The 20214-nt window shown below is 40.4% G+C and carries 22 protein-coding genes and 1 tRNA gene; 12 read left to right on the top strand and 11 right to left on the bottom strand.

The window, feature by feature from the left end:
* The first annotated feature begins 109 nt into the window (after positions 1-109).
* Positions 110-183, top strand: a tRNA-Ile gene (locus MB09_RS07890).
* Between the two features lie 347 nt (positions 184-530).
* On the opposite strand, the gene MB09_RS07885 is transcribed toward MB09_RS07890, so the two are convergent.
* Complete coding sequence (locus MB09_RS07885; RefSeq protein WP_045080356.1) at positions 531-1118, bottom strand: riboflavin synthase; 588 nt, start codon at positions 1116-1118, stop codon at positions 531-533.
* 56 nt (positions 1119-1174) lie between these two features.
* On the opposite strand from MB09_RS07885, the gene pdxA reads away from it, so the two are divergent.
* The 9 genes from pdxA (at position 1175) to MB09_RS07845 (ending at position 8644) form a co-directional block, all read left to right on the top strand.
* Positions 1175-2236, top strand: a complete 1062-nt coding sequence (pdxA, locus tag MB09_RS07880) for a 4-hydroxythreonine-4-phosphate dehydrogenase PdxA (protein ID WP_045080355.1) — start codon at positions 1175-1177, stop codon at positions 2234-2236.
* Between the two features lie 81 nt (positions 2237-2317).
* On the top strand, positions 2318-2863 hold the full coding sequence (locus MB09_RS07875; RefSeq protein WP_045080354.1) for a YceD family protein: 546 nt from the start codon (positions 2318-2320) through the stop codon (positions 2861-2863).
* A gap of 9 nt (positions 2864-2872) precedes the next feature.
* Entirely contained in the window at positions 2873-3070 is a 198-nt protein-coding gene (gene rpmF / locus MB09_RS15730) for a 50S ribosomal protein L32 (RefSeq protein WP_062620449.1), read from the top strand.
* Between the two features lie 171 nt (positions 3071-3241).
* On the top strand, positions 3242-4240 hold the full coding sequence (locus MB09_RS07870) for a beta-ketoacyl-ACP synthase III (RefSeq protein ID WP_045080353.1): 999 nt from the start codon (positions 3242-3244) through the stop codon (positions 4238-4240).
* 33 nt (positions 4241-4273) lie between these two features.
* Positions 4274-4762 (top strand): acetyl-CoA carboxylase biotin carboxyl carrier protein, encoded by a 489-nt coding sequence (gene accB, locus MB09_RS07865; RefSeq protein WP_045080352.1) that lies wholly within the window; start codon positions 4274-4276, stop codon positions 4760-4762.
* 82 nt (positions 4763-4844) lie between these two features.
* Complete coding sequence (accC, locus tag MB09_RS07860; protein WP_045080351.1) at positions 4845-6197, top strand: acetyl-CoA carboxylase biotin carboxylase subunit; 1353 nt, start codon at positions 4845-4847, stop codon at positions 6195-6197.
* Between the two features lie 85 nt (positions 6198-6282).
* Complete coding sequence (locus tag MB09_RS07855; protein WP_045080350.1) at positions 6283-7401, top strand: NAD(P)/FAD-dependent oxidoreductase; 1119 nt, start codon at positions 6283-6285, stop codon at positions 7399-7401.
* Positions 7402-7454: 53 nt separating this feature from the next.
* The gene (gene mtgA, locus MB09_RS07850; RefSeq protein ID WP_045080349.1) at positions 7455-8189 is read left to right on the top strand and encodes a monofunctional biosynthetic peptidoglycan transglycosylase; all 735 of its coding nucleotides are present in this window, start codon (positions 7455-7457) and stop codon (positions 8187-8189) included.
* Complete coding sequence (locus tag MB09_RS07845; protein WP_045080348.1) at positions 8186-8644, top strand: hypothetical protein; 459 nt, start codon at positions 8186-8188, stop codon at positions 8642-8644. Before mtgA ends, MB09_RS07845 begins: the two co-directional genes overlap by 4 nt.
* Here the strand turns inward: MB09_RS07845 and MB09_RS07840 are convergent.
* Both MB09_RS07840 and MB09_RS07835 read right to left on the bottom strand, forming a co-directional pair.
* Positions 8628-9125: a hypothetical protein gene (locus tag MB09_RS07840; protein ID WP_045080347.1), complete on the bottom strand. Its 498-nt coding sequence runs from the start codon at positions 9123-9125 to the stop codon at positions 8628-8630. The two genes, MB09_RS07845 and MB09_RS07840, sit on opposite strands and share 17 nt — an antisense overlap.
* Positions 9126-9155: 30 nt before the next feature.
* A complete protein-coding gene (locus tag MB09_RS07835; RefSeq protein WP_045080346.1) occupies positions 9156-11390 on the bottom strand; it encodes an FUSC family protein in 2235 nt (744 codons plus the stop codon).
* Positions 11391-11555: 165 nt separating this feature from the next.
* Here MB09_RS07835 and MB09_RS07830 point away from each other — a divergent pair, with 165 nt between their 5' ends.
* Positions 11556-12551 (top strand): NADP-dependent oxidoreductase, encoded by a 996-nt coding sequence (locus MB09_RS07830; RefSeq protein WP_045080345.1) that lies wholly within the window; start codon positions 11556-11558, stop codon positions 12549-12551.
* Here MB09_RS07830 and MB09_RS07825 read toward each other — a convergent pair.
* From MB09_RS07825 to MB09_RS07810, 5 genes are all read right to left on the bottom strand, one after another.
* On the bottom strand, positions 12548-13501 hold the full coding sequence (locus tag MB09_RS07825) for an ABC transporter ATP-binding protein (protein WP_045080344.1): 954 nt from the start codon (positions 13499-13501) through the stop codon (positions 12548-12550). The two genes, MB09_RS07830 and MB09_RS07825, sit on opposite strands and share 4 nt — an antisense overlap.
* A gap of 117 nt (positions 13502-13618) precedes the next feature.
* The gene (locus MB09_RS07820; RefSeq protein ID WP_045080343.1) at positions 13619-14014 is read right to left on the bottom strand and encodes a hypothetical protein; all 396 of its coding nucleotides are present in this window, start codon (positions 14012-14014) and stop codon (positions 13619-13621) included.
* A gap of 2 nt (positions 14015-14016) precedes the next feature.
* The gene (locus tag MB09_RS16155; RefSeq protein ID WP_165586686.1) at positions 14017-14181 is read right to left on the bottom strand and encodes a hypothetical protein; all 165 of its coding nucleotides are present in this window, start codon (positions 14179-14181) and stop codon (positions 14017-14019) included.
* A gap of 50 nt (positions 14182-14231) precedes the next feature.
* A complete protein-coding gene (gene pheS / locus MB09_RS07815) occupies positions 14232-15251 on the bottom strand; it encodes a phenylalanine--tRNA ligase subunit alpha (protein ID WP_045080342.1) in 1020 nt (339 codons plus the stop codon).
* Between the two features lie 23 nt (positions 15252-15274).
* On the bottom strand, positions 15275-15631 hold the full coding sequence (locus tag MB09_RS07810) for a hypothetical protein (RefSeq protein WP_045080341.1): 357 nt from the start codon (positions 15629-15631) through the stop codon (positions 15275-15277).
* A 180-nt stretch (positions 15632-15811) separates the two neighbouring features.
* On the opposite strand from MB09_RS07810, the gene MB09_RS07805 reads away from it, so the two are divergent.
* Complete coding sequence (locus MB09_RS07805; protein WP_045080548.1) at positions 15812-16366, top strand: CvpA family protein; 555 nt, start codon at positions 15812-15814, stop codon at positions 16364-16366.
* A gap of 9 nt (positions 16367-16375) precedes the next feature.
* Here MB09_RS07805 and MB09_RS07800 read toward each other — a convergent pair whose 3' ends face one another.
* The 3 genes from MB09_RS07800 to MB09_RS07785 form a co-directional block, all read right to left on the bottom strand.
* Positions 16376-18223 carry a SulP family inorganic anion transporter gene (locus MB09_RS07800; protein WP_045080340.1) on the bottom strand — a complete coding sequence of 616 codons (1848 nt, stop codon included), beginning with the start codon at positions 18221-18223 and terminating at the stop codon, positions 16376-16378.
* 109 nt (positions 18224-18332) lie between these two features.
* The gene (locus MB09_RS07795; RefSeq protein WP_045080547.1) at positions 18333-18962 is read right to left on the bottom strand and encodes a carbonic anhydrase family protein; all 630 of its coding nucleotides are present in this window, start codon (positions 18960-18962) and stop codon (positions 18333-18335) included.
* 491 nt (positions 18963-19453) lie between these two features.
* Entirely contained in the window at positions 19454-20203 is a 750-nt protein-coding gene (locus tag MB09_RS07785) for a tetratricopeptide repeat protein (protein WP_045080546.1), read from the bottom strand.
* Positions 20204-20214 lie beyond the last annotated feature (11 nt).

Here is a 20214-nt window from a genome sequence, read left to right as displayed (position 1 = left end):
GTTTTGCAGTATTTGCAAAGTGTTTTACATTTGCAGACCCAATATTTATCCTTCCAAAGAAGTTTTCGACTTTCGATTGGACTGATAATTGAAATATTGAAAATATAACGGTCCCATAGCTCAGCTGGTTAGAGCACCTGACTCATAATCAGGGGGTCCATGGTTCGAGCCCATGTGGGACCACTTTTTTTCAAAAGGCTTATAACGAGCCACATTAAAACCTAAATAAAAGGCAATTTTCACATTAAAAATGAGTTATTAATCATCCGATAACTCATTTTTTATTTGAGGATAAAAAAAAATTATTACTTTAGGCGCATAAACACGATCCCCAAATCGTTAATGAACAACCATGGTAACATTTATTTATAGTTTTATAATGCTTGCTATTCAGTCGGCTTCTGCTGGGCAGGGACCGCCGCCGCCTTCCCAAAATCGTCCGCCCCATTTTCCAATAGACGATAATTTATGGATTTTGATTGTTTTGGGTATTCTATTTGGAGCTTATATACTTTTTAAAAGAAACCGTTCTATAAATAAGGCTTCATAATACTTTTGACATATTTCCCAATAATGTCAAATTCAAGATTTACTTCGGTTCCTTGTTCTATTTTATTAAAATTTGTGTTCTCAAAAGTGTAGGGGATAATTGCAACACTAAATGCCCCGTTTTTAGAATCAACTACCGTAAGACTTACACCATTTACCGTAATAGAGCCTTTTTCAACAGTACTGAATTCTGAATTTTTATATTCAAAAGTAAAAACCCAACTGCCATTTGAATTTTCCACTTTTTTACAAATAGCAGTCCCGTCCACATGACCCTGGACTATATGGCCGTCCAGCCTGTCACCCAGCTTCATGGCTCTTTCCAAATTCACCAAAGAACCTTTTGTTAGCGTTTTTAGATTTGTTTTATCTAAAGTCTCTTGAATAGCGGTAACCACATAAGACGCATCTTTTACTTCAACTACAGTTAAACAAACCCCATTGTGCGATACGCTTTGATCTATTTTCAATTCCTGAGCCAATGGGCTCTTAATTTCTATATGAAGATTTTCACCTTCCTTGGTAAGTTGGACTATTTCGCCAATGGTTTCAATAATTCCTGTAAACATCGTTGTATTTGGTTACATTTGTACTGCAAAAGTAACAATTATAAAAGCCAATAATAATGAGCAGAGAGGATAAAATTGTTGTCGGTGTTTCCATCGGCGATATTAACGGGATTGGAAGCGAAATAATTCTAAAAACGTTTGAGGATTCACGTATGCTGGAATTTTGTACGCCTGTTATTTTTGCTTCGGTGAAGTTGATGTCTTTCGTCAAAAAACATTTTGACACGGACATTAATTTTCACGGAATTGATAAGATAGAAGATGTTGTGCCGAAAAAGATAAATGTTTTCAATGTGTGGAAGGAACACGTTGATGTTTCTTTTGGTGAGGAGAACCAGACCGGGGGTGAATATGCCATTAAATCTTTAAAGGCTGCTGTTTCTGCATTAAAAGAGAAAAAAATTGATGTATTGGTTACAGCGCCTATAAACAAGAGTAATATTCAATCGGAAAGTTTTAATTTTCCGGGCCATACGGATTATTTGGCGCAGGAATTCGAAGGGGAAAGTTTAATGCTTTTAATTTCTGAAACTTTGCGGGTGGGACTCTTAACAGACCATGTTGCCGTTAAGGATGTTGTAAAAAACATCACTGGGGAACGAATCGATAAAAAAATTAAAACCATATATCGCACGTTGATTGAAGACTTCGGTATTGAAAAACCCAAAATAGCGGTTTTAGGGATTAATCCACATACGGGCGACAATGGCGTAATTGGTGACGAAGATGATACTATTTTACGTCCTGCGCTCGACAATATCCGCAAAAATGGAAAAATGGTTTTCGGCCCTTACGCCGCCGACAGCTTTTTTGGGTCTGGCAATTACAAAAATTTTGATGCAATAATAGCTTCCTATCACGATCAAGGTTTGATACCCTTTAAAACCTTGGCATTTGGAAAGGGCGTAAACTTCACTGCAGGTCTTAATCGCATCCGCACCTCGCCAGACCACGGAACGGCTTTTGATTTGGCGGGAAAAAACGAGGCAAACTTTGAGTCTTTTCGCGAAGCTGTATTCAGCGCGATCTCCATTTTTGAGACACGGGAGGAATATCTCGAAATCTCCAAAAATCCACTTCAAATTAACCGGAAAAGAGGGTATTCAAAAAAGAAATAAAAAAACTAATTGCTATTCAAATAATTTTTTATCTTTGCACCCGCCTTATCCGTAAGGTTAAGGTCTTAAATAGGTGTGAAAATGAAGGATTTGAAAGAGTTTACCATCCCTTTCGTAGGGCTGAAATTAGGAAAACACCAGTTTAACTTTGAATTAAAAAAAGCGTTCTTTGAGCATTTTGAGTATGACGAATTTAATGACGCTGCCATTAATCTCGACGTACTGCTGGAAAAAATGAGCACGTTGCTGGAGTTCACATTAACATTTAATGGAACCGTAAACGTTGCTTGTGATATGACAAACGAGCCCTTTGATCAAGAGATTTCAGGGGCGTATAAATTTGTTGTGAAATTTGGTGAGGAGTATAATGATGAAAATGAAGATTTACTCATTCTGCCGCACGGAAGTTACGAAGTGAACATCCAGCAATACATCTATGAATCCATTGTGCTGGCTATGCCTTCACGAAGAATTCATCCCGGGGTAAAAGACGGCACATTAAAAAGTGATATACTCGACAAACTTGAAGAATTGAGTCCAAAAGCGATAGATGAAGAAGCTGCGCCCGAGGATGAAAATACCGATCCCCGATGGGATTCATTAAAAAAACTATTAACGGATAAATAATAAATAGCAATGGCACATCCTAAGAGAAAAATCTCGAAAACAAGAAGAGATAAGAGAAGAACGCATTACAAAGCTACTGCCCCTACACTTGCAACAGACCCAACAACTGGTGAGTCGCACCTTTTCCACAGAGCCCACTGGCACGAAGGAAAAATGTACTACCGTGGTCAAGTTGTAATTGATGCAACTGAGCAAGTAGAGGCATAATTTTATATACTTTATTTTAAAACTCTCACAGCAACGTGAGGGTTTTTTTGTTTTTTTACTTCGCAAAAAGTCAAAAACAACTTAATTAGTGCCGAATTTCAAGTAAAATTTAGTAATTTTCACTCTTTTTAAAAGATTTTTGGTCTTTTTTGTGAATTTTAATTCAGCTTTATGAATACTATCACGGCAGCTATCACCGCTGTAGGGAGTTACGTGCCAGATTACGTTCTCTCAAACAAAATTTTGGAAACAATGGTAGATACCAACGATGAGTGGATTACTACCAGAACCGGAATCAAAGAGCGGAGAATATTAAAGGATAAAGACAAAGGCACCTCCTATCTTGCTATCCAAGCCGCAAAAGACCTTCTTCAAAAAAGCAATACAGATCCTGCCGATATTGATATGGTTATCATGGCAACCGCAACGCCAGATATGCCTGTCGCGGCTACCGGGGTTTACGTCGCAACACAAATTGGTGCCGTTAACGCCTTTTCCTATGATCTGGTTGCGGCCTGTTCCAGCTTTCTCTTCGGAATGTCAACAGCGGCACGATATATCGAGTCCGGAAAATATAAAAAAGTACTCCTAATTGGTGCCGATAAAATGTCGTCTATCATTGATTATACAGATAGAACCACCTGTATCATTTTTGGTGATGGAGGCGGGGCCGTTCTATTTGAACCAAATACCGAGGGACTCGGCGTGAAAGACGAATACCTTCGAACCGATGGCGTAGGAAGACCATACTTAAAGATTGATGCTGGAGGTTCTCTGCTGCCTGCTTCAATTGAAACGGTAAACAATAAACAGCATTACGTTTTTCAGGAAGGTAAGACGGTTTTCAAATTTGCCGTATCAAATATGGCCGACGTATGCGAAAAAGTGATGAAAAACAATAACCTTACCGGTGAAGATGTGGACTGGCTGGTGCCGCACCAAGCCAATAAGCGAATCATCGATGCTGCAGCTTCACGAATGAAATTGCCTGATGAGAAGGTAATGATGAACATCCACAAATACGGCAATACCACTTCTGCAACCTTGCCGCTCTGTTTGGCTGATTACGAAAAACAATTAAAAAAAGGAGATAATTTGATATTCGCTTCCTTCGGTGGAGGCTTTACTTGGGGCGCCGTTTATGTGAAATGGGCCTACGATTCAAAATAATTTTAACAACCCAAAAGACTAAAATTTCTAAATATGGATTTAAAGGACATACAAAACTTGATCAAGTTTGTGGCAAAGAGCGGTGCCAGCGAAGTAAAACTTGAAACGGAAGACATAAAGATCACGATTAAAACAGGATCTGAAAATGATAGAGGTGAAACCACCTATATTCAGCAAATACCTGCAATGTCGCAGCCGCAGATGCAGATGCAGCCCCAGACTCCTGCAGCTCCGCAATCGGCTCCGGCTACAGATGCTCCGGCTGCCGCGGAAGATTCTAAATTCATCACTATAAAGTCACCCATAATTGGTACTTTCTACAGAAAACCCGCGCCAGATAAGCCCGTTTTTGTGGAAGTTGGAAGCACCATCAGCGCAGGCGATGTACTTTGCGTGATAGAGGCAATGAAGCTTTTCAACGAAATTGAAAGTGAGGTTTCCGGTAAAATCGTAAAAGTCTTGGTGGACGATTCCTCTCCGGTAGAATTTGACCAACCATTGTTTTTAGTAGATCCGTCGTAAATATAAATCTCAAATTCCAAATTCCAAATTCCAAATTTTAACTTTGGAATTTGGTGCTTGTAATTTGTAATTTCAAAACAGTATGTTTAAAAAGATATTAATTGCAAATAGAGGCGAAATCGCACTGCGAATTATTCGTACTTGTAAGGAGATGGGAATAAAAACGGTTGCCGTTTATTCAACCGCAGATGCGGAGAGCCTACACGTTCGCTTTGCTGATGAAGCAGTTTGCATTGGCCCACCGCCTAGCAATTTGAGCTATCTCAAAATGTCCAATATTATCGCTGCCGCAGAAATAACCAATGCAGATGCCATTCATCCTGGCTACGGATTTCTTTCCGAAAATGCCAAGTTTTCAAAAATCTGTCAAGAGCACGGCATAAAATTCATAGGTGCTTCTCCAGAAATGATTGAGCGCATGGGCGACAAGGCTTCGGCCAAAGCTACGATGAAAGCGGCCGGAGTTCCCACCGTTCCCGGGAGTGACGGCATTATCGAATCATACGAAAAGTGTGAGAAACTTGCCGAAGAAGTTGGTTATCCTGTTATGCTGAAAGCTACTGCCGGAGGAGGCGGAAAGGGAATGCGCGCCGTTTGGAAAAAGGAAGAGCTTAAAAAAGCATGGGAAAGCGCAAGACAAGAGGCTTCCGCCGCCTTTGGAAACGATGGTATGTATATGGAAAAGCTCATCGAGGAGCCGCGCCATATTGAAATCCAAATTGTGGGCGACAGTACCGGAAAAGCCTGCCATTTAAGTGAGCGAGACTGCTCCATTCAGCGTCGCCACCAAAAACTTACAGAGGAAACGCCCAGTCCGTTTATGACTAAAAAGCTGCGTACCGATATGGGGAATGCCGCCGTAAAGGCCGCTGAATACATAAAATATGAAGGAGCTGGAACCATAGAGTTTTTGGTAGATAAACACCGAAATTTCTACTTTATGGAAATGAACACCCGTATTCAAGTAGAGCACCCAATAACCGAACAGGTAATCGATTACGACTTAATCCGCGAGCAGATATTGGTTGCAGCTGGCGTACCGATTTCGGGAAAAAATTATACCCCGCAGCTGCATTCCATAGAATGTAGAATCAACGCTGAGGATCCGTACAACGACTTCCGACCCTCGCCGGGTAAGATTACCGTGCTACACGCACCAGGCGGGCACGGCGTGCGCTTGGACACCCACGTGTATGCAGGTTATACCATTGTGCCCAATTACGATTCCATGATCGCAAAGCTTATCACCACCGCACAAACCCGTGAGGAGGCCATAAATAAAATGAAACGCGCTTTGGATGAGTTTGTAATTGAAGGCATAAAGACCACAATCCCATTCCACCGCCAATTGATGGATGAACCCGATTATGTGGCTGGAAATTACACCACGGCGTTTATGAATACGTTTAAAATGAACGAGCCCGAAGAAGAATAAATTTCAAATTCCAAAAATAAAGCATCAAATTCCAAAAAACGTACCTTTGGAATTTGGTGCTTTTTAATTTGGAGTTTATTATAAAATGAATCTGTCTTTCTGGGAAAATAAAACCTGGCTTTCAAACATTGATTACGCCATAATCGGAAGCGGAATTGTGGGCTTAAGCTGCGCGCTTTCGCTTCGGAGGAGATTTCCCAAAAGTAAAGTTGTAGTTTTTGAAAGAGGAACTTTACCGAGCGGTGCAAGTACCAAAAATGCTGGTTTTGCCTGCTTCGGAAGTATTTCTGAAATATTGGAGGATTTAAAAAACCATTCCGAGGAAGAGGTTGTACAACTTGTTAAAAACAGGGTAGAAGGGTTAAAATTGCTTCGGAATACTTTGGGTGACCGACAGTTGGATTACCAAGAATACGGCGGCTACGAACTTTTTACAAAGGAAGACACCGAGCTTTTTGAAACTTGCAAATCAAAGATTGGCTACGTAAACCAATTGCTGAAACCAATCTTCAAAGCCGAAGTTTTTTCAGAAAAAGAAAACCATTTCGGCTTTAAACATATTCAGCCAAAACTTATTTACAGTGCGTTTGAAGGACAGATTGACACCGGAAAAATGATGCTCGGGCTCATAAAAAAGGCCTCGGAAGAAAACATTTTGATACTGAATTCTTCAGAAATCACAGAAATTTCAGATAATGGCGAATCTGTTTCATTTCAACTAAATTCTTCCATCGACATTTCAGTGAAAAAAGTCTTTATCGCCACAAACGGTTTCGCGAAACAGTTTTTGGATGAAGATGTGAAGCCAGCAAGGGCGCAGGTTTTGGTTACCAAACCCATTGAAAATCTTCAAATAGAAGGAACGTTTCATTTGGACAAAGGCTATTATTACTTTAGAAATATTGACAACAGAATCCTTTTTGGTGGGGGCAGAAACCTCGATTTTAAAGCTGAGGAAACCACCGAAATGCAATTGACGGAATTGGTGCAAAACAAGTTGGAGGAATTGCTTAAAACCGTAATTTTACCACGGCGAACCTTCGAGATTGAAAGACGGTGGAGCGGCATTATGGGAATGGGAAAACAGAAAAAACCGATTGTAAAGGCAGTTTCTGAAAACGTATTCTGCGGCGTGCGTCTCGGCGGAATGGGCGTCGCCATTGGCAGTTCAATCGGGAAACAATTGGCAGAATTAACTAATTAAATACATTTCCCGCTCCCTCCCCCTCTTTCGGGGGAGGGAGCGGGAGAGGGCTTATGATAAAAAAACTATTCAAATTTATTTTTAAACTCATTCTTTGGTTTATCGGGCTTACGGTTTTGTGGGTACTTATTTACAAGTTCGTCCCGGTACCTTACACGCCTTTGATGGCAATCCGCTCGATGGAAGGAGATAAAAATTACGAAACCCGCCACGATTGGGTGCCGATTGAGGAAATTTCCCCATATCTGCAACTGGCGGTAATTTGCGCCGAAGACCAGACATTTTTAAGTCACAGCGGTTTTGACCGGGAAGCGATTGAAAAAGCATTGGAAAACAACGAAAAAGGAAAGAAGCTCCGCGGTGGCAGCACCATCTCGCAGCAAACCGCAAAAAATGCGTTTTTATGGCCGGGACGGACGTGGTTCCGAAAAGGAATGGAGGCTTATTTCACCCTTTTGATTGAAACGCTTTGGAGCAAGGAGCGTATTTTGGAAGTATATCTCAACAGCATCGAAATGGGTCCCGGAGTTTTTGGGGCCGAGGCTGCTTCGCAATATTGGTTTAAAAAGTCGGCAAAAAATCTTCGGGTTGAAAATGCCGCCGCGATTGCCGCAATTTTACCCAGCCCGCAGCGCTATAGAGCCAATCCGCCGGGTCCATACGTGGCACGGCGCACACAGTGGATAGTTCGCCAAATGCGGTATTACGGCCCTTTTGTGTTGGAAAAACAGGAACCCAAGGGGAAAAGCAACAAATCCCAAATACCAAATTCCAAAAAGAAAAAATGACCGCAGTAGAAATTAAGACCGAATTGCTGCAACACTGCCAAAAACAGGTTGACAACCGTTATTCCAAAATAAAACAGACCATTGCCGATATCGAGGAATCCTTGCTTGAGGAATCCAAAAGCAGCAGTGGCGACAAACACGAAACGGGGCGCGCAATGCTCCAGATTGACCGTGAAAATGCCGGAAAACAGTTACAGGAAATTGAAAAAATCGTGCAGCTTCTAAAGAAAATCGATGTGAACGCAACGTCAGACTATGCCCGCTTGGGAAGCTTGGTCTATACGGATAAATTTACCTATTTCCTCAGTATCTCCATAGGCAATGTTACCATTGGAAGGTCGCACTACCTTTGTGTGGCGCTAAATTCTCCCGTGGGGTTGCTTCTTTCGGGCAAGAAGAAAGGTGATGAATTCAGCTTCAATGGAAATGGTTATAAAATTATGAGCGTGAAGTAACAGTTATCCATTCTTTTTCTGGCTTCGTTGCGTCCAGAATATCCAGCTCCAAGACAGTTGCTATATGTTTGGCCACAGAAAAAGCATCTTCCATTTCATCACTAATATACGCTTCAATATGTTGATTCCTGTTGTAAAACATATTCACTTTAAAAACCTCAAAACCTAACGTTGCTTCTGCAGTGATTACTCGACTTCTACTATTTTTAATTGTTTTGAAAACGGAAATGTATTCTATTTCCGGCAATTTTTTCCAGAACCCAAAGTTAATTGCGAAAATGGAATAAACGTTTCGATATTTTCTTTCCTCTAAATTCAGTTCAAAACCCTCCCTTAAAGATAGTTTTAATGCTGCGCCTAGCAGAATAAGGCCAAATAAGGTTCCTGCAAAAAATAGGTAAACAGAGAACAATGAGAGAATTATGGCAAAAATTATTTTTATGTTAGCAACTGGCTGAAGATGACGGATATTTTTATGCATAGGCAATTTTGAAATTTTAAATATAAATTATTAAAACTCAATTTCCCTCAATAGTTTCGGCATTTTTTCGCTCATTGCCAAAAGCCATTTCAACTGTTCCCGCACCAAATGGGCTTCTTCCATTTTTGAATGAAAACTATCAGATGTTGAGTTTTTTTCATCTTCGGAAAACGGAATGCTTTTCCCAAAAGTGGCCTCAAAAATATCTTCCGTGCTCTCCGTTTCGGGTATCTGTTGGGAAGGAATTTCTTCCTTTAAAATAGACTCGGCCCTCTTGAGATTCTGAACAATTCTCTCGGAAACCAAATTGAAATTTTTTGAAGCAGGCGTGGTGGGATTGTTGAGAATATAGGTGCTCAACGACGCCAAGGACGAAAGGAAAGTGTGGTTTAAAACCACGATTTCATAAACCTTGTCCAGACTTTTCTGTCTCGATTTGGGCTCCTGCGTCATTCTCTGAAAGGCTGCGCTGAGGTCTGACATTTCCAAAAAGGACTTCTTGCGGGCCACTTTGTATTGGTCGGGAACGGTGCCTTTGGTGTTGTAATAGCCGATAATTTCTTCCAAATAGACCCGGTAGGCCTTAACCGTTTCCAGTAAGGTTTTTTGCATACTTTGTATTTCCCACGCGGGCCAGAGCAGCAGATTTCCCAAGGTGGCCAACCCTGCGCCAATAATGGTATCTGTTACCCGATACTGGATAACGTTAAAAATATCGGGCCGCATCAACGCATAAATAAAAACCACACTCAGCGTAATAAAAGTTGCTCCGGCTTTATAGTTGCGCTGCACCATGGAAAAGGCAATAACGAGCGAAGCGATTGCCAAAATACCGTAAACCGTTTGGTTTTGAGTAATCAAAACGATGCCCACGGCCAGCGCGCCGCCAATCAAGGTTCCGATGGTTCGTTCTTTGGAACGTGTTTTTGTCAGGCCAAAAGTGGGGCGCATAATTACAATCAAGGTAAGTAAAATCCAATACGGATTTTGGAGGGAAAACAGGATTCCCACCCCATAGCCAATCATTGTCATCACCGCCAACCTAAGCGAATGCTTGAAAATAGGGGAGCGCAGATTGAAATTTTCTATCAGTACCTCAAGGTCATAATTCTCTTTGGTCAAAAACCTGCGGGAATCTTCTTTTTTGAGGGTTGAAATTTCGCGTTTTGCGGGGTTTAAGAGCAACCATTCTATTTTTTCTAATTTCTTTATTTGCTCTTTTTGATATTTGAAAAGATTTCTGAGCAACAATAGATTTTCATCGTAAATTTCATTGGAAGCCGCTGCATATTCAGAAATATCGTCCTTGATTCTTTTTGCGAACATTTCTATTTTGGAACTTTTCCGAAGTTTTTTCGGCGTAGCAATATTGTCGGCAATAATGTTCAGCCTCTGGCTCATGGCAAAAAGCAACTCCTGGAAATTTGCCAATTGCGCGGGTTTCTTCCTAAAAAATTCATCCGTTTTTGCATAATTCACGGGGTTTGCCATCGCCAGTTCCAGCATATCTACCAACTGGACAAAAATGAGCAGGCGCTTTCCCTCGTAATCAGATTTTCCCGAGCCGGTCCTACTCGAAATTAAAATATCGCGCAGGGTTTCGTGGGTGTTGGTTAGCTCGGTTTTCGTATTTAATAATTTCTTTAAAAGCGGTGTCCGGTCAGCGGTTTCGGCAACCAATTCCCCACGTGTCCTTAAATAGTCTGCCGTTAGTTTAATGGTTTTTGAGAGATAATATTCAGTGGGTGCCTTCGGAAAAATAAAATGCCGAAGCAACGCAAGAGCCGCATACCAAAGCCCTCCGATACCGATTAACAGCATCCGCTCGTAGGGTTGTATAACGTCTGAAAAATTTGAAAAACTCAGAACCAGGGCAAAAAGCCCCGAAAAACTAATAAGCGAGGCCCGAAATCCATAAATGGAAAGATAGGAAATGCCGAACATCAAAATGCCCAAAATTGGAAAGACCAACCACAGCGATAGGTGCAGATAGCCGCCAATTAAGCTTACGATCATGGCCAGCAGCGTAGCCAGCAAGATTCCAGTAATTTTATGCCGAATACTGCCGCTGACATCGCTTGGCGATGCAAGCATGGCTCCCACGGTTACGGCTATTCCTATATCCAGCGCATCCAGTTTTACACCGGCCACAATGGGAAGGGTAAGTGCAATTCCCAAAAGAATGGCCTTGGAGAAATCTGTACTGTTTACAAACTCCGAAAGGTCTTTTAGTGAGGTGGCTACTATGTTTTTTGGAAATTTCAAAAGCAGTTGGTTTCAAAAGCTGCAAAGATATTGCGCCCAAAAGCGAAGTTCGTTAATCTTTTCAGAAATGTAAGTGTGTTATACTTTTATTAAATGTACGGCGGCCGTATGGCGAACGCTCTTTAAAATCTTAAATTTATACATATTCTTAAAAAATTTGCAGCAATGAACCAAGTAATTTTACTGAAAGACCGTCCAAAAGGGAAGCCCTCATTAAAGGATTTTGAATTTACCGAAGAAGAAAAACCAAAACCAAAAGAAGGCGAGATACTGTTAAAAACTAAATATGTTTCAGTAGATCCGTATTTGCGTGGACGGATGCGCGATGAAAAATCATATATAGAACCTTTTGAAGTAGGTAAACCTTTGGAGTCTGGCATTATTGCTGAAGTTTTGGAAAGCAACAATAAAAATTTCCAAAAAGGCGATTTTGTAAATGGAATGCTTCAATGGAAGCAATTTCAAACTTCCAACGGGAACGGATTGAATAAGGTAGATGGCGAAAAAGCTCCATTAAAAGCCTATCTGGGAATTTTGGGATTAACTGGAATTACGGCGTATTTAGGTCTCGACAAAATAGGAAAACCCCAAAAAGGCGAAACGCTTTTGGTTTCCGGCGCCGCCGGCGCTGTGGGGAGCGTTGCCGGGCAAATAGGAAAAATAAAGGGCTGCCGCGTTGTGGGAATTGCGGGAACGGAGGAAAAAATAGACCGTATTCAAGAAAAGTTCGGCTTTGATGCAGCAATCAATTACAAAGCCACCGACAATATGAAAAAAGCTATCGCAGAAGCCTGTCCCGACGGAGTGGATGTGTATTTTGACAACGTGGGCGGCGAGATACTAGATGCCGCTTTGGCAAATATGAATAAATACGGCCGGGTGGTAAACTGCGGCGCCATTTCACTTTACAACAAAACCGAATCCCCAACGGGACCACGGGTTGAAACAACGCTCATAAAAAACAGTATTTTAATGCAGGGCTTTACAGTCCGCGATTTTGTAAAGGATTTTGGCCCTGCGCAAAACCAATTGGCCAAGTGGATGGAGCAGGATAAATTGAGCTATTTGGAAACGGTGGTGGAAGGTTTTAAAAATATTCCGCAGGCTTTTATCGACTTGTTTGATGGGAAAAATAAAGGAAAAATGATTGTTGTGGTTTAAGGCGTTTCTGAAATTTTCAAATAGCACGACTCGTCTTTCTTTAATGAAAAGGCGTTGTTGAAAAATAGGATTTTTCCTTTAAAATCCGCTTCAATTAAATAATGGCTTCCTTTGAAATAGCTCTTTTTTACGGTTACTTCAAGCTTTGTTTTTTCTTCGGAAATTTTTAGTTGGTGTGGAAAAATGATGATTTCTTCTGAAGAAACTTCCGAAGAAATAAGACTTTTCGAAAGTAGATTCGCTTCGCCAAAAAATCCTGCCTGATATTCAGTGGAAACGTTTTCGTAAATAAATTGCGGCGTTCCGAACATTTCTTTAGAACCGTTTTTCAGCATTAAAATCTGGTCGGAAAATGACAATGCCTCATCGTTGTCGTGGGTTGCGGTGATGCAACTGATATTTTTCTCTTTTAGATAATTGAAAATTTTTCGTCGTAATTTATTTTTTCTGAAAACATCAATATTGCTAAAAGGTTCGTCCAGCAAAAGGATTTCAGGTTCGTTTGCCAATGCCTTTGCCAAAGCCACGCGCTGTTTTTGGCCACCGCTTAGGTTTTTTACCAATGTGTTTTTGAAACTTTCCATTTCAACAACTTCCAGCAGCTGCTCAATTCTTTTTTTATCTTCTTCTTCATCCAAACCGGAAAGATATGAACCAAGATTTTCAGCAACGGTCGTAAACGGCATAATGTTGAATTCCTGCGCCACGAGTTTCATAAATGGCTCGCCAGGAATGAGCGCTTTGGTAGGACCGAGCAATTTTTTTTCGTTGTAAAAAATGGAGCCGTTTTCTAAATGAAGTAAACCATATATCAAATGTAAAAGTGTTGATTTTCCACAACCGCTTTCACCTAAAATACTGAGGTGTTCTCCTGGTTTTAGTGTAAAAGAAACATCTTTTAAAATGGTTTTTTCGGAATAGGCGAAGGAATGGATTTCAACTTTTAGCATCGCAAAAAATTATTAAAATTCTGTTACCCCAGCCCTAAAGGGATCAGAATTTTTGAAGCCTCGTTTAATTTGAAATTTTACCCTTTCGGGCTGTGGGATAAAAATTTCAATATGAATTTATTTCGCCAAAATCCCATCACTTTCCAAAACGGGAAGCGCGGTCACTTTTTCTTCTGAAATACTATTGGGCTTGAAAATGAACTTTCGTTCAAAGAGTTTGCTTTCGGCGAAAAAAGTAACCAAATATTCATTGGTAAAACCCAAAACCTCTGTTGGGATAAATTCCACTTTAACCGAAGTTTTTGGTTTTATTTTTCCCAGACCATGACGCAGGGTTGAGGTTTTTTTATCTTCACTTTTTCCGCGGGATAGTACCAAAACCGTTTCAATTTCATCTTCTCGGTTATTCACCAGATAAATGTACCACTGTTGTTCGGTAAAATCCTTGTCCCATTCCTTTACGGCCACGATATGCACGTTTTCGGCTTTTGGGATTTCTATATCCTTTCGCATAATCAATCGTCAATTTTCCACATAATCCAAACCGCCAAAAGCGCAATGGCCGATACGCCTAGCAATATGGCGCCAATTATAATTTTAATGGCCGCAATTACGAAAGTAAGGTAGGCAACTACAATGGCAACGATTACCAAAAGGGCGATAACAAGATATTTTTTCATAGCATTTTTGTCTTAAATCTTATGTTTAATAGCGCAGCGGTCTTAGGTTTTTACAACACGCTTTTAAACTGTTCCAAAAAGCGCACGTCGTTTTCGCTGAACATTCTAATATCAGGAATTTGGTGCAAAAGCATCGCAATTCTATCGATACCTACGCCAAAGGCGAAGCCAGAATATTCCTCGGCGTCGATGCCACAGTTTTTAAGTACGTTCGGATCCACCATTCCGCAGCCGCCAATTTCCAGCCAACCGGTTCCTTTGGTAATTCGGTAGTCCGCTTCGGTTTCCAGCCCCCAATATACATCAACTTCGGCGCTCGGTTCCGTGAACGGGAAATACGAGGGACGCAAACGGATTTTGGACTTTCCGAACATTTCCGTAGTGAAATATTGCAGTGTTTGTTTCAAATCTGCGAAGCTTACACCTTTGTCCACATACAAACCTTCCACTTGGTGAAAAAAGCAATGTGAGCGCGCTGAAATGGCTTCGTTTCTGTAAACCCGACCCGGTGAAATGGTACGGATGGGCGGTTTGTTGTCTTCCATATAACGCACCTGTACGGACGAGGTGTGCGTACGCAACAAAACATCAGGATTGGTTTGGATGAAAAACGTGTCCTGCATATCGCGCGCCGGGTGATACTCGGGAAGGTTCAAGGCGGTAAAGTTGTGCCAGTCGTCCTCAATTTCGGGCCCTTCGGAAACGTTGAAGCCAATACGCAAAAAGATGTCGATGATTTTATTTTTTACGATGGAAATAGGATGGCGCGAGCCCAACGGAACCACTTCGCCCGGACGGGAAAGATCGCCGTAAACGCCTTTGGATTCTGAGTTGCTTTCAATAGCATCCTTAAGCGAATCTACTTTTTCCTGCGCTGCGTTTTTAAGTGTGTTTATAACCTGTCCAAACTCTTTTTTCTGCTCGTTCGGCACATTTTTGAATTCGGCGAAAAAGTCGTTCAGTAATCCTTTTTTACCCAGGTATTTTATGCGGAAGTTTTCAATTTCTTCTTTATTGGTGGAAGAAAAAGCCTGTACTTCGGCTATGTGTTTTTTTATGGTTTCTATCATTACAAAATCTTCTCTAAAATATTTTAATTTATCACTTTTTTCTCCAAAAAATACTGCACAATAGCCTCCTTCATCAGAACACTTTGCTCGCCAGCCTTAAGCGGGGGGAGTTGTTCCAAAACCTTATAGTGCGGCCAGCTGTCTTCGTCGTAGTAGTCAAATTCGTAGTATCCGTAGGGCTCCAAAAGACGGCAGATGGCAATGTGCATTAGGTTTAGTTTTTCGTCTTTTTTGAACTTTCGGTGCAGTTGGCCAAGCTCCTGCAGGCCAATTATGTAGATAATCGCGTCAAGGTCCAAAACCTCGCCATCAGCAAAACGGTCGCTGAGCATTTTTACCACTGCTTCCCACCGTTCCTTTAATTGTTCGTCGCGTGCCATTTCTAAATAAATTAGTCTGCAAAGATACAAGTTTAAAATTCCAAATGTCAAGCGCCAAAATCCAAAATGATAAATTTCAAATTTTCATAAAATTTTTAAATACTAGGCACTCCAAATTTGGGATTTGCGATTTGGGACTTGGAATTTTTAAATTGCTATATTTATGAAAAATTAAAAAGTATGAACACTATCGATATTGTACTTGGAATTATTTTCATAATCGCTTTTTTTGTGGGTTTTAAAAAGGGATTGCTCCGTTCGCTCGCTTCTTTAATCGGGCTCGTAGTTGGCGTTTACTGCGCTATGTTTTTTTCTGATTACGTGAGGGTTTATATTGAAAGATGGTTTGATTGGAGTGCAGATTTAAATAGAATTGCCTCATTTTTAATTACTTTCTTTCTCGTAATGTTCCTTTTTAGCTTATTGGGAAGGCTGTTGACGAAAGTTGCCGATTTTGCGATGTTGGGAGTTTTCAACAAACTTTTGGGAGGTATTTTCAACTTGTTGAAATTGGCGTTTTTAATAAGTGTGATTTTTATGTTTGTAAACGCTTCAGAGAACTATAGAATTCTTACTGAGGAAAAACGGGAATCGTCGCTTTTATACACGCCCGTTGCGGCAATTGCACCGGCAGTATTGCCTACAATAATGGAGGAGGTTGATAATTTAAATATTGACGATCCTGAAATTACTCCAAAAGAAAGCCCCGATGAAACGGGGCTTCCTGAGGAATAATAAAATAATTTACACTACATCTTTTATATTGCTACGTGCGTATTTCACGGCTTCCTTAAAGTCGTTGAAAATAAGCTCCTTCGGTACTAAATCTGGAATAATATCAATCTTTTCCATCATTACACGTGGTTGTGCCTGAAGATCTTCAAAAATAGGCGTAACGCCTTTTTTGGTGATGTTCATCAATACTTCTTCCATTGCATAAAGTCCCGATTGGTCTATATACGGCGTCTTTCCCATTCGTATAATTACGTGTGTAGCGGTATCAGGAATTTGGTTTGCCAACTGTTGAAAATCTGAAGTATAACCAAAAAACAGGGGTCCTTCCAAACGTTTTATAAATACTTCTTCTTTTAACCTTTCGGGAAAATTAACTTCGTCACTCCAAGCTAACGTAAGCTCATCGGCATTTTTAAGCGGAACTACTTTTGATTGGTCGGCGGTAAGGTCTCCAATTTTCTTCATAAAAATGATGGAGGCCAAAACCAGTCCTATACCTACTGCATAAACCAAATTCCAAAAAACGGAAAGTAATAAAACCACAATCATAATAGTAACTTCGGCCTTTTGCATTTTTGGGATTGCCTTCAAGCCTTTGTAATCCATTACTCCAATACCCACGGTTATCAAAATTCCTGCAAGAACGGCTGCAGGAATTTGTGATGCAACGGGCCCTAAGGCCAATAATATTACGAGCAATAAGACTGCGGCAATCATACCCGAAAGTCTTGTTGTTCCCCCTGATTTTATGTTTACCACCGTACGGATAGTTGCACCAGCTCCGGGGATACCACCAAAAATTGCGGCTACACTGTTACCAATACCTTGGCCCATCAATTCTTTGTTGGGGTTGTGTTTGGTTTTGGTCATATTATCTGCTACAACGGAGGTAAGCAAGGAGTCAATTGCTCCTAAAAACGCTAGCGTTAATGCAGTAAATATGTAAGGTGAAATCTGTCCAAATTCAAATTCAGTGAATATGTTCAAATTCGGAATTGGAAAACCTCCCGGAATCTGATCAATGGGCTGATAATTCAATTTTAACACATAGGCCCCCACCGAAACTACAAGCAATGCTACCAATGTGCTCGGAACCACAGTTGTAATGCGCTTAAAGCCGTAAATGATTAAAATGGTCAATGAAGCCAAAATAAATTCTAACCAATTAATATTTGCGATAGCTCTGGGCAAGGCTTTAATTGCACCTGCAACACCAGAGTTCTCAGCCTTTGCAAGCACTTTTGCCTCCTGAAGAATCTCTTCTTGTGAAATTTGTTCGGAACGGTTAATGGTTTCCTTAAAATCCTCGAGGACCAAAATCCCTTCACCAGCTTCGTCGTGCAAAATATTGGTCATTATTGCCTCTTCAGCCTGTGGTTTAAAAGTTTCAATAAAAGCAGTGTCATCTTCGGTATAATAACCCAATACTGGCAACAATTGGGTAATTAAAATAATTACACCAATAGCCGTCATAAAGCCTGAGACCACGGGGTAGGGAATGTATTTTATATATTTCCCCACACCAGTAACACCCAACAAAATTTGCATAAGTCCGGCCAATAAAAAGACCAATAAAATATACGGTAAGGCTTGTTCTACGCTACCATTGTGCGAAGCTATGATTCCAGCGATAACAACCATGGAAACTGCTGTCATAGGTGCTGTTGGTCCAGAAATCTGTGTATTTGTTCCGCCAAAAAGCGAAGCAAAGAAACCTATGAAAATAGCACCGTACAATCCGGCATCGGGACCAAGGCCCGACTGAACCCCGAAAGCTAATGCAAGGGGCAAGGCAACGATTCCAGCGGTAATTCCGCCAAATAGATTTCCTCTTAAATTTGTAAATATGTTTGTCATAATTAGTTTTTTAGGTTTTGGATATAATATGCTAATCGATTTTAAGAATGTGATTTGTCACACTGTTAAAAATCTTTTTTCAAAAGCATACTGAATCAGGTCCAATTACTTATTCAAAAAATGAGACGGCGCCTGTGTTAATGTCATACATAGCACCCACAATATCTATTTCGTTATTGTCTTCCATTTCTTTTAGAATTGGGCTCATATTCCTAATATTATCAACGGTTAGCGTCACATTCTTTTCTGCTACCGCATCTACGAAATCTAGATTTTTTGAATTGCGCTGGCCTTCATCTTTAGGTTCTGAAACGCTTTCAACTGCTGGTTTTATCTTTGCAAGCATCCCTGTTAGATTACCCATTTTTGCATCATCGCAAGCCCCTTTTACCGCACCACAACTGGTGTGGCCCAAAACCACGATCAGTTTTGTTCCAGCAAGTTTTGAGGCAAATTCCATGCTTCCCAAAATATCTTCATTAACAAAATTACCTGCAATACGTACGCTAAAAATATCGCCCAAGCCTTGATCGAAAACTAGTTCTGCCGAAACCCGAGAGTCTATACAGCTTAAAATTGTGGCAAAGGGAAATTGCCCTTCGCTGGTATCGTTTACCTGCTCCAATAGGTTTCTATTTGCCTTTAAATTATTTTGGAATCTTAAATTTCCTTCTTTTAAGAATTGCAGCGCCTTTTGTGGCGTCATCGTTGCTTGAGTTTCTCTAGTATGTGCTTTCATAATATGATTATTTGTTTTTTTGAAATTATATGAATTGTCCCCAAAGCCAATAAATTGACAAAAATTTCCAGATTGCAAATGCAATGGAATTTTTTTGGGAAATAAATTAAAAATTTGTTTTTAGAAAAGATTAAGCTTTTCGGGGAGGAGGTGACACTACGTCTAAAAATACGTTGGAATAACTGTCAATTTGAAAACCATCTCGGTTTTGCTGTTTTTTCAGAAATTCTAAACTATTGCAGTTTGATTGTATTTTTTCAATATCGAAGACAAAATTGGGTTTGGGCATTTTGTTCGAATTTTCTTCCTCGTTCATCGAAAAAAATGTCGAAACATCAGCCTGATTACCAGAAAGACTTATAATAGCAGGTGTTACAAGAAAACTTGTAAAGACGAGCAACAATAAAATACTGGTTAACCGCAAGCGTGTTTTTTTAAGAAAAGCAAAAATAGCAGAATTTGGCTTAAATCCTGTTAACTAAATATTAATTCTAAAGTTGTTTTAAATCTGAAGCAGGAATCCAGCCGTCTTTTCCATCGGCCAAACTGATTCGAAACCAGTTGCCGTCCTGTGCCAAAATCTGGACTTTTGTTCCTTCGTGGAGCGTGAAGGCTATGTTGCTACCCATGGAAGGCTCGGTCTTTACCTCTATTTCACTTGCAAAAATAACTGCGGGTTGATTTTTTGAATAATCACCGTAAGTCAAAAATGCCATTGTCAATGACGCGACCAATAAAAACCCTGCAAACATGGAGCTCACAAAAAGCAAGCGTTTTCTTTTTTCAGAAAAAGCGAAATAGTAAAAAAGAAACAACGCTACAAAAAATAATGAAAAAGCAACTGCTAAAACCGCCCATCCTTCAAAAGTAAAAATGCTGGAAATACTATTATACCATTTTGAAAAGACCGTCTGCGGCAAGGGCTCTATCGAATCAATGCGTGCGTTTTCGGCAAAGGCAAGGTTGTTTTTAATGTCCTGGTCGTTCGGGGAAAGCTGCAGCGCTTTTTCGTAATAATAAATACTCGGGCCTATGTGGTTCAGCTTATACTGCGCATTTCCCAGATTGAAATACAGCTCGGCAGAATGTTCGCCGTTGTCCAAAATTTTCATCCAGGAATTGATGGCCTGTTGGTATTTTCCGTTTTTGTATAATTCCTTTCCTTGCTCAAAAAGCGTTTCATTTTGTGCAATTCCGGATGTAGAAACCAATAAAATAAGTATGTACAGTAGCTTTTTCATCGTCATCAATT

It is taken from the genome of Aequorivita vladivostokensis (assembly GCF_000952855.1).
Lineage (GTDB): Bacteria > Bacteroidota > Bacteroidia > Flavobacteriales > Flavobacteriaceae > Aequorivita > Aequorivita vladivostokensis.
The sequence above is the reverse complement of the archived record's forward strand: the minus strand, read 5'-3'. Positions and strand labels throughout refer to the sequence as shown.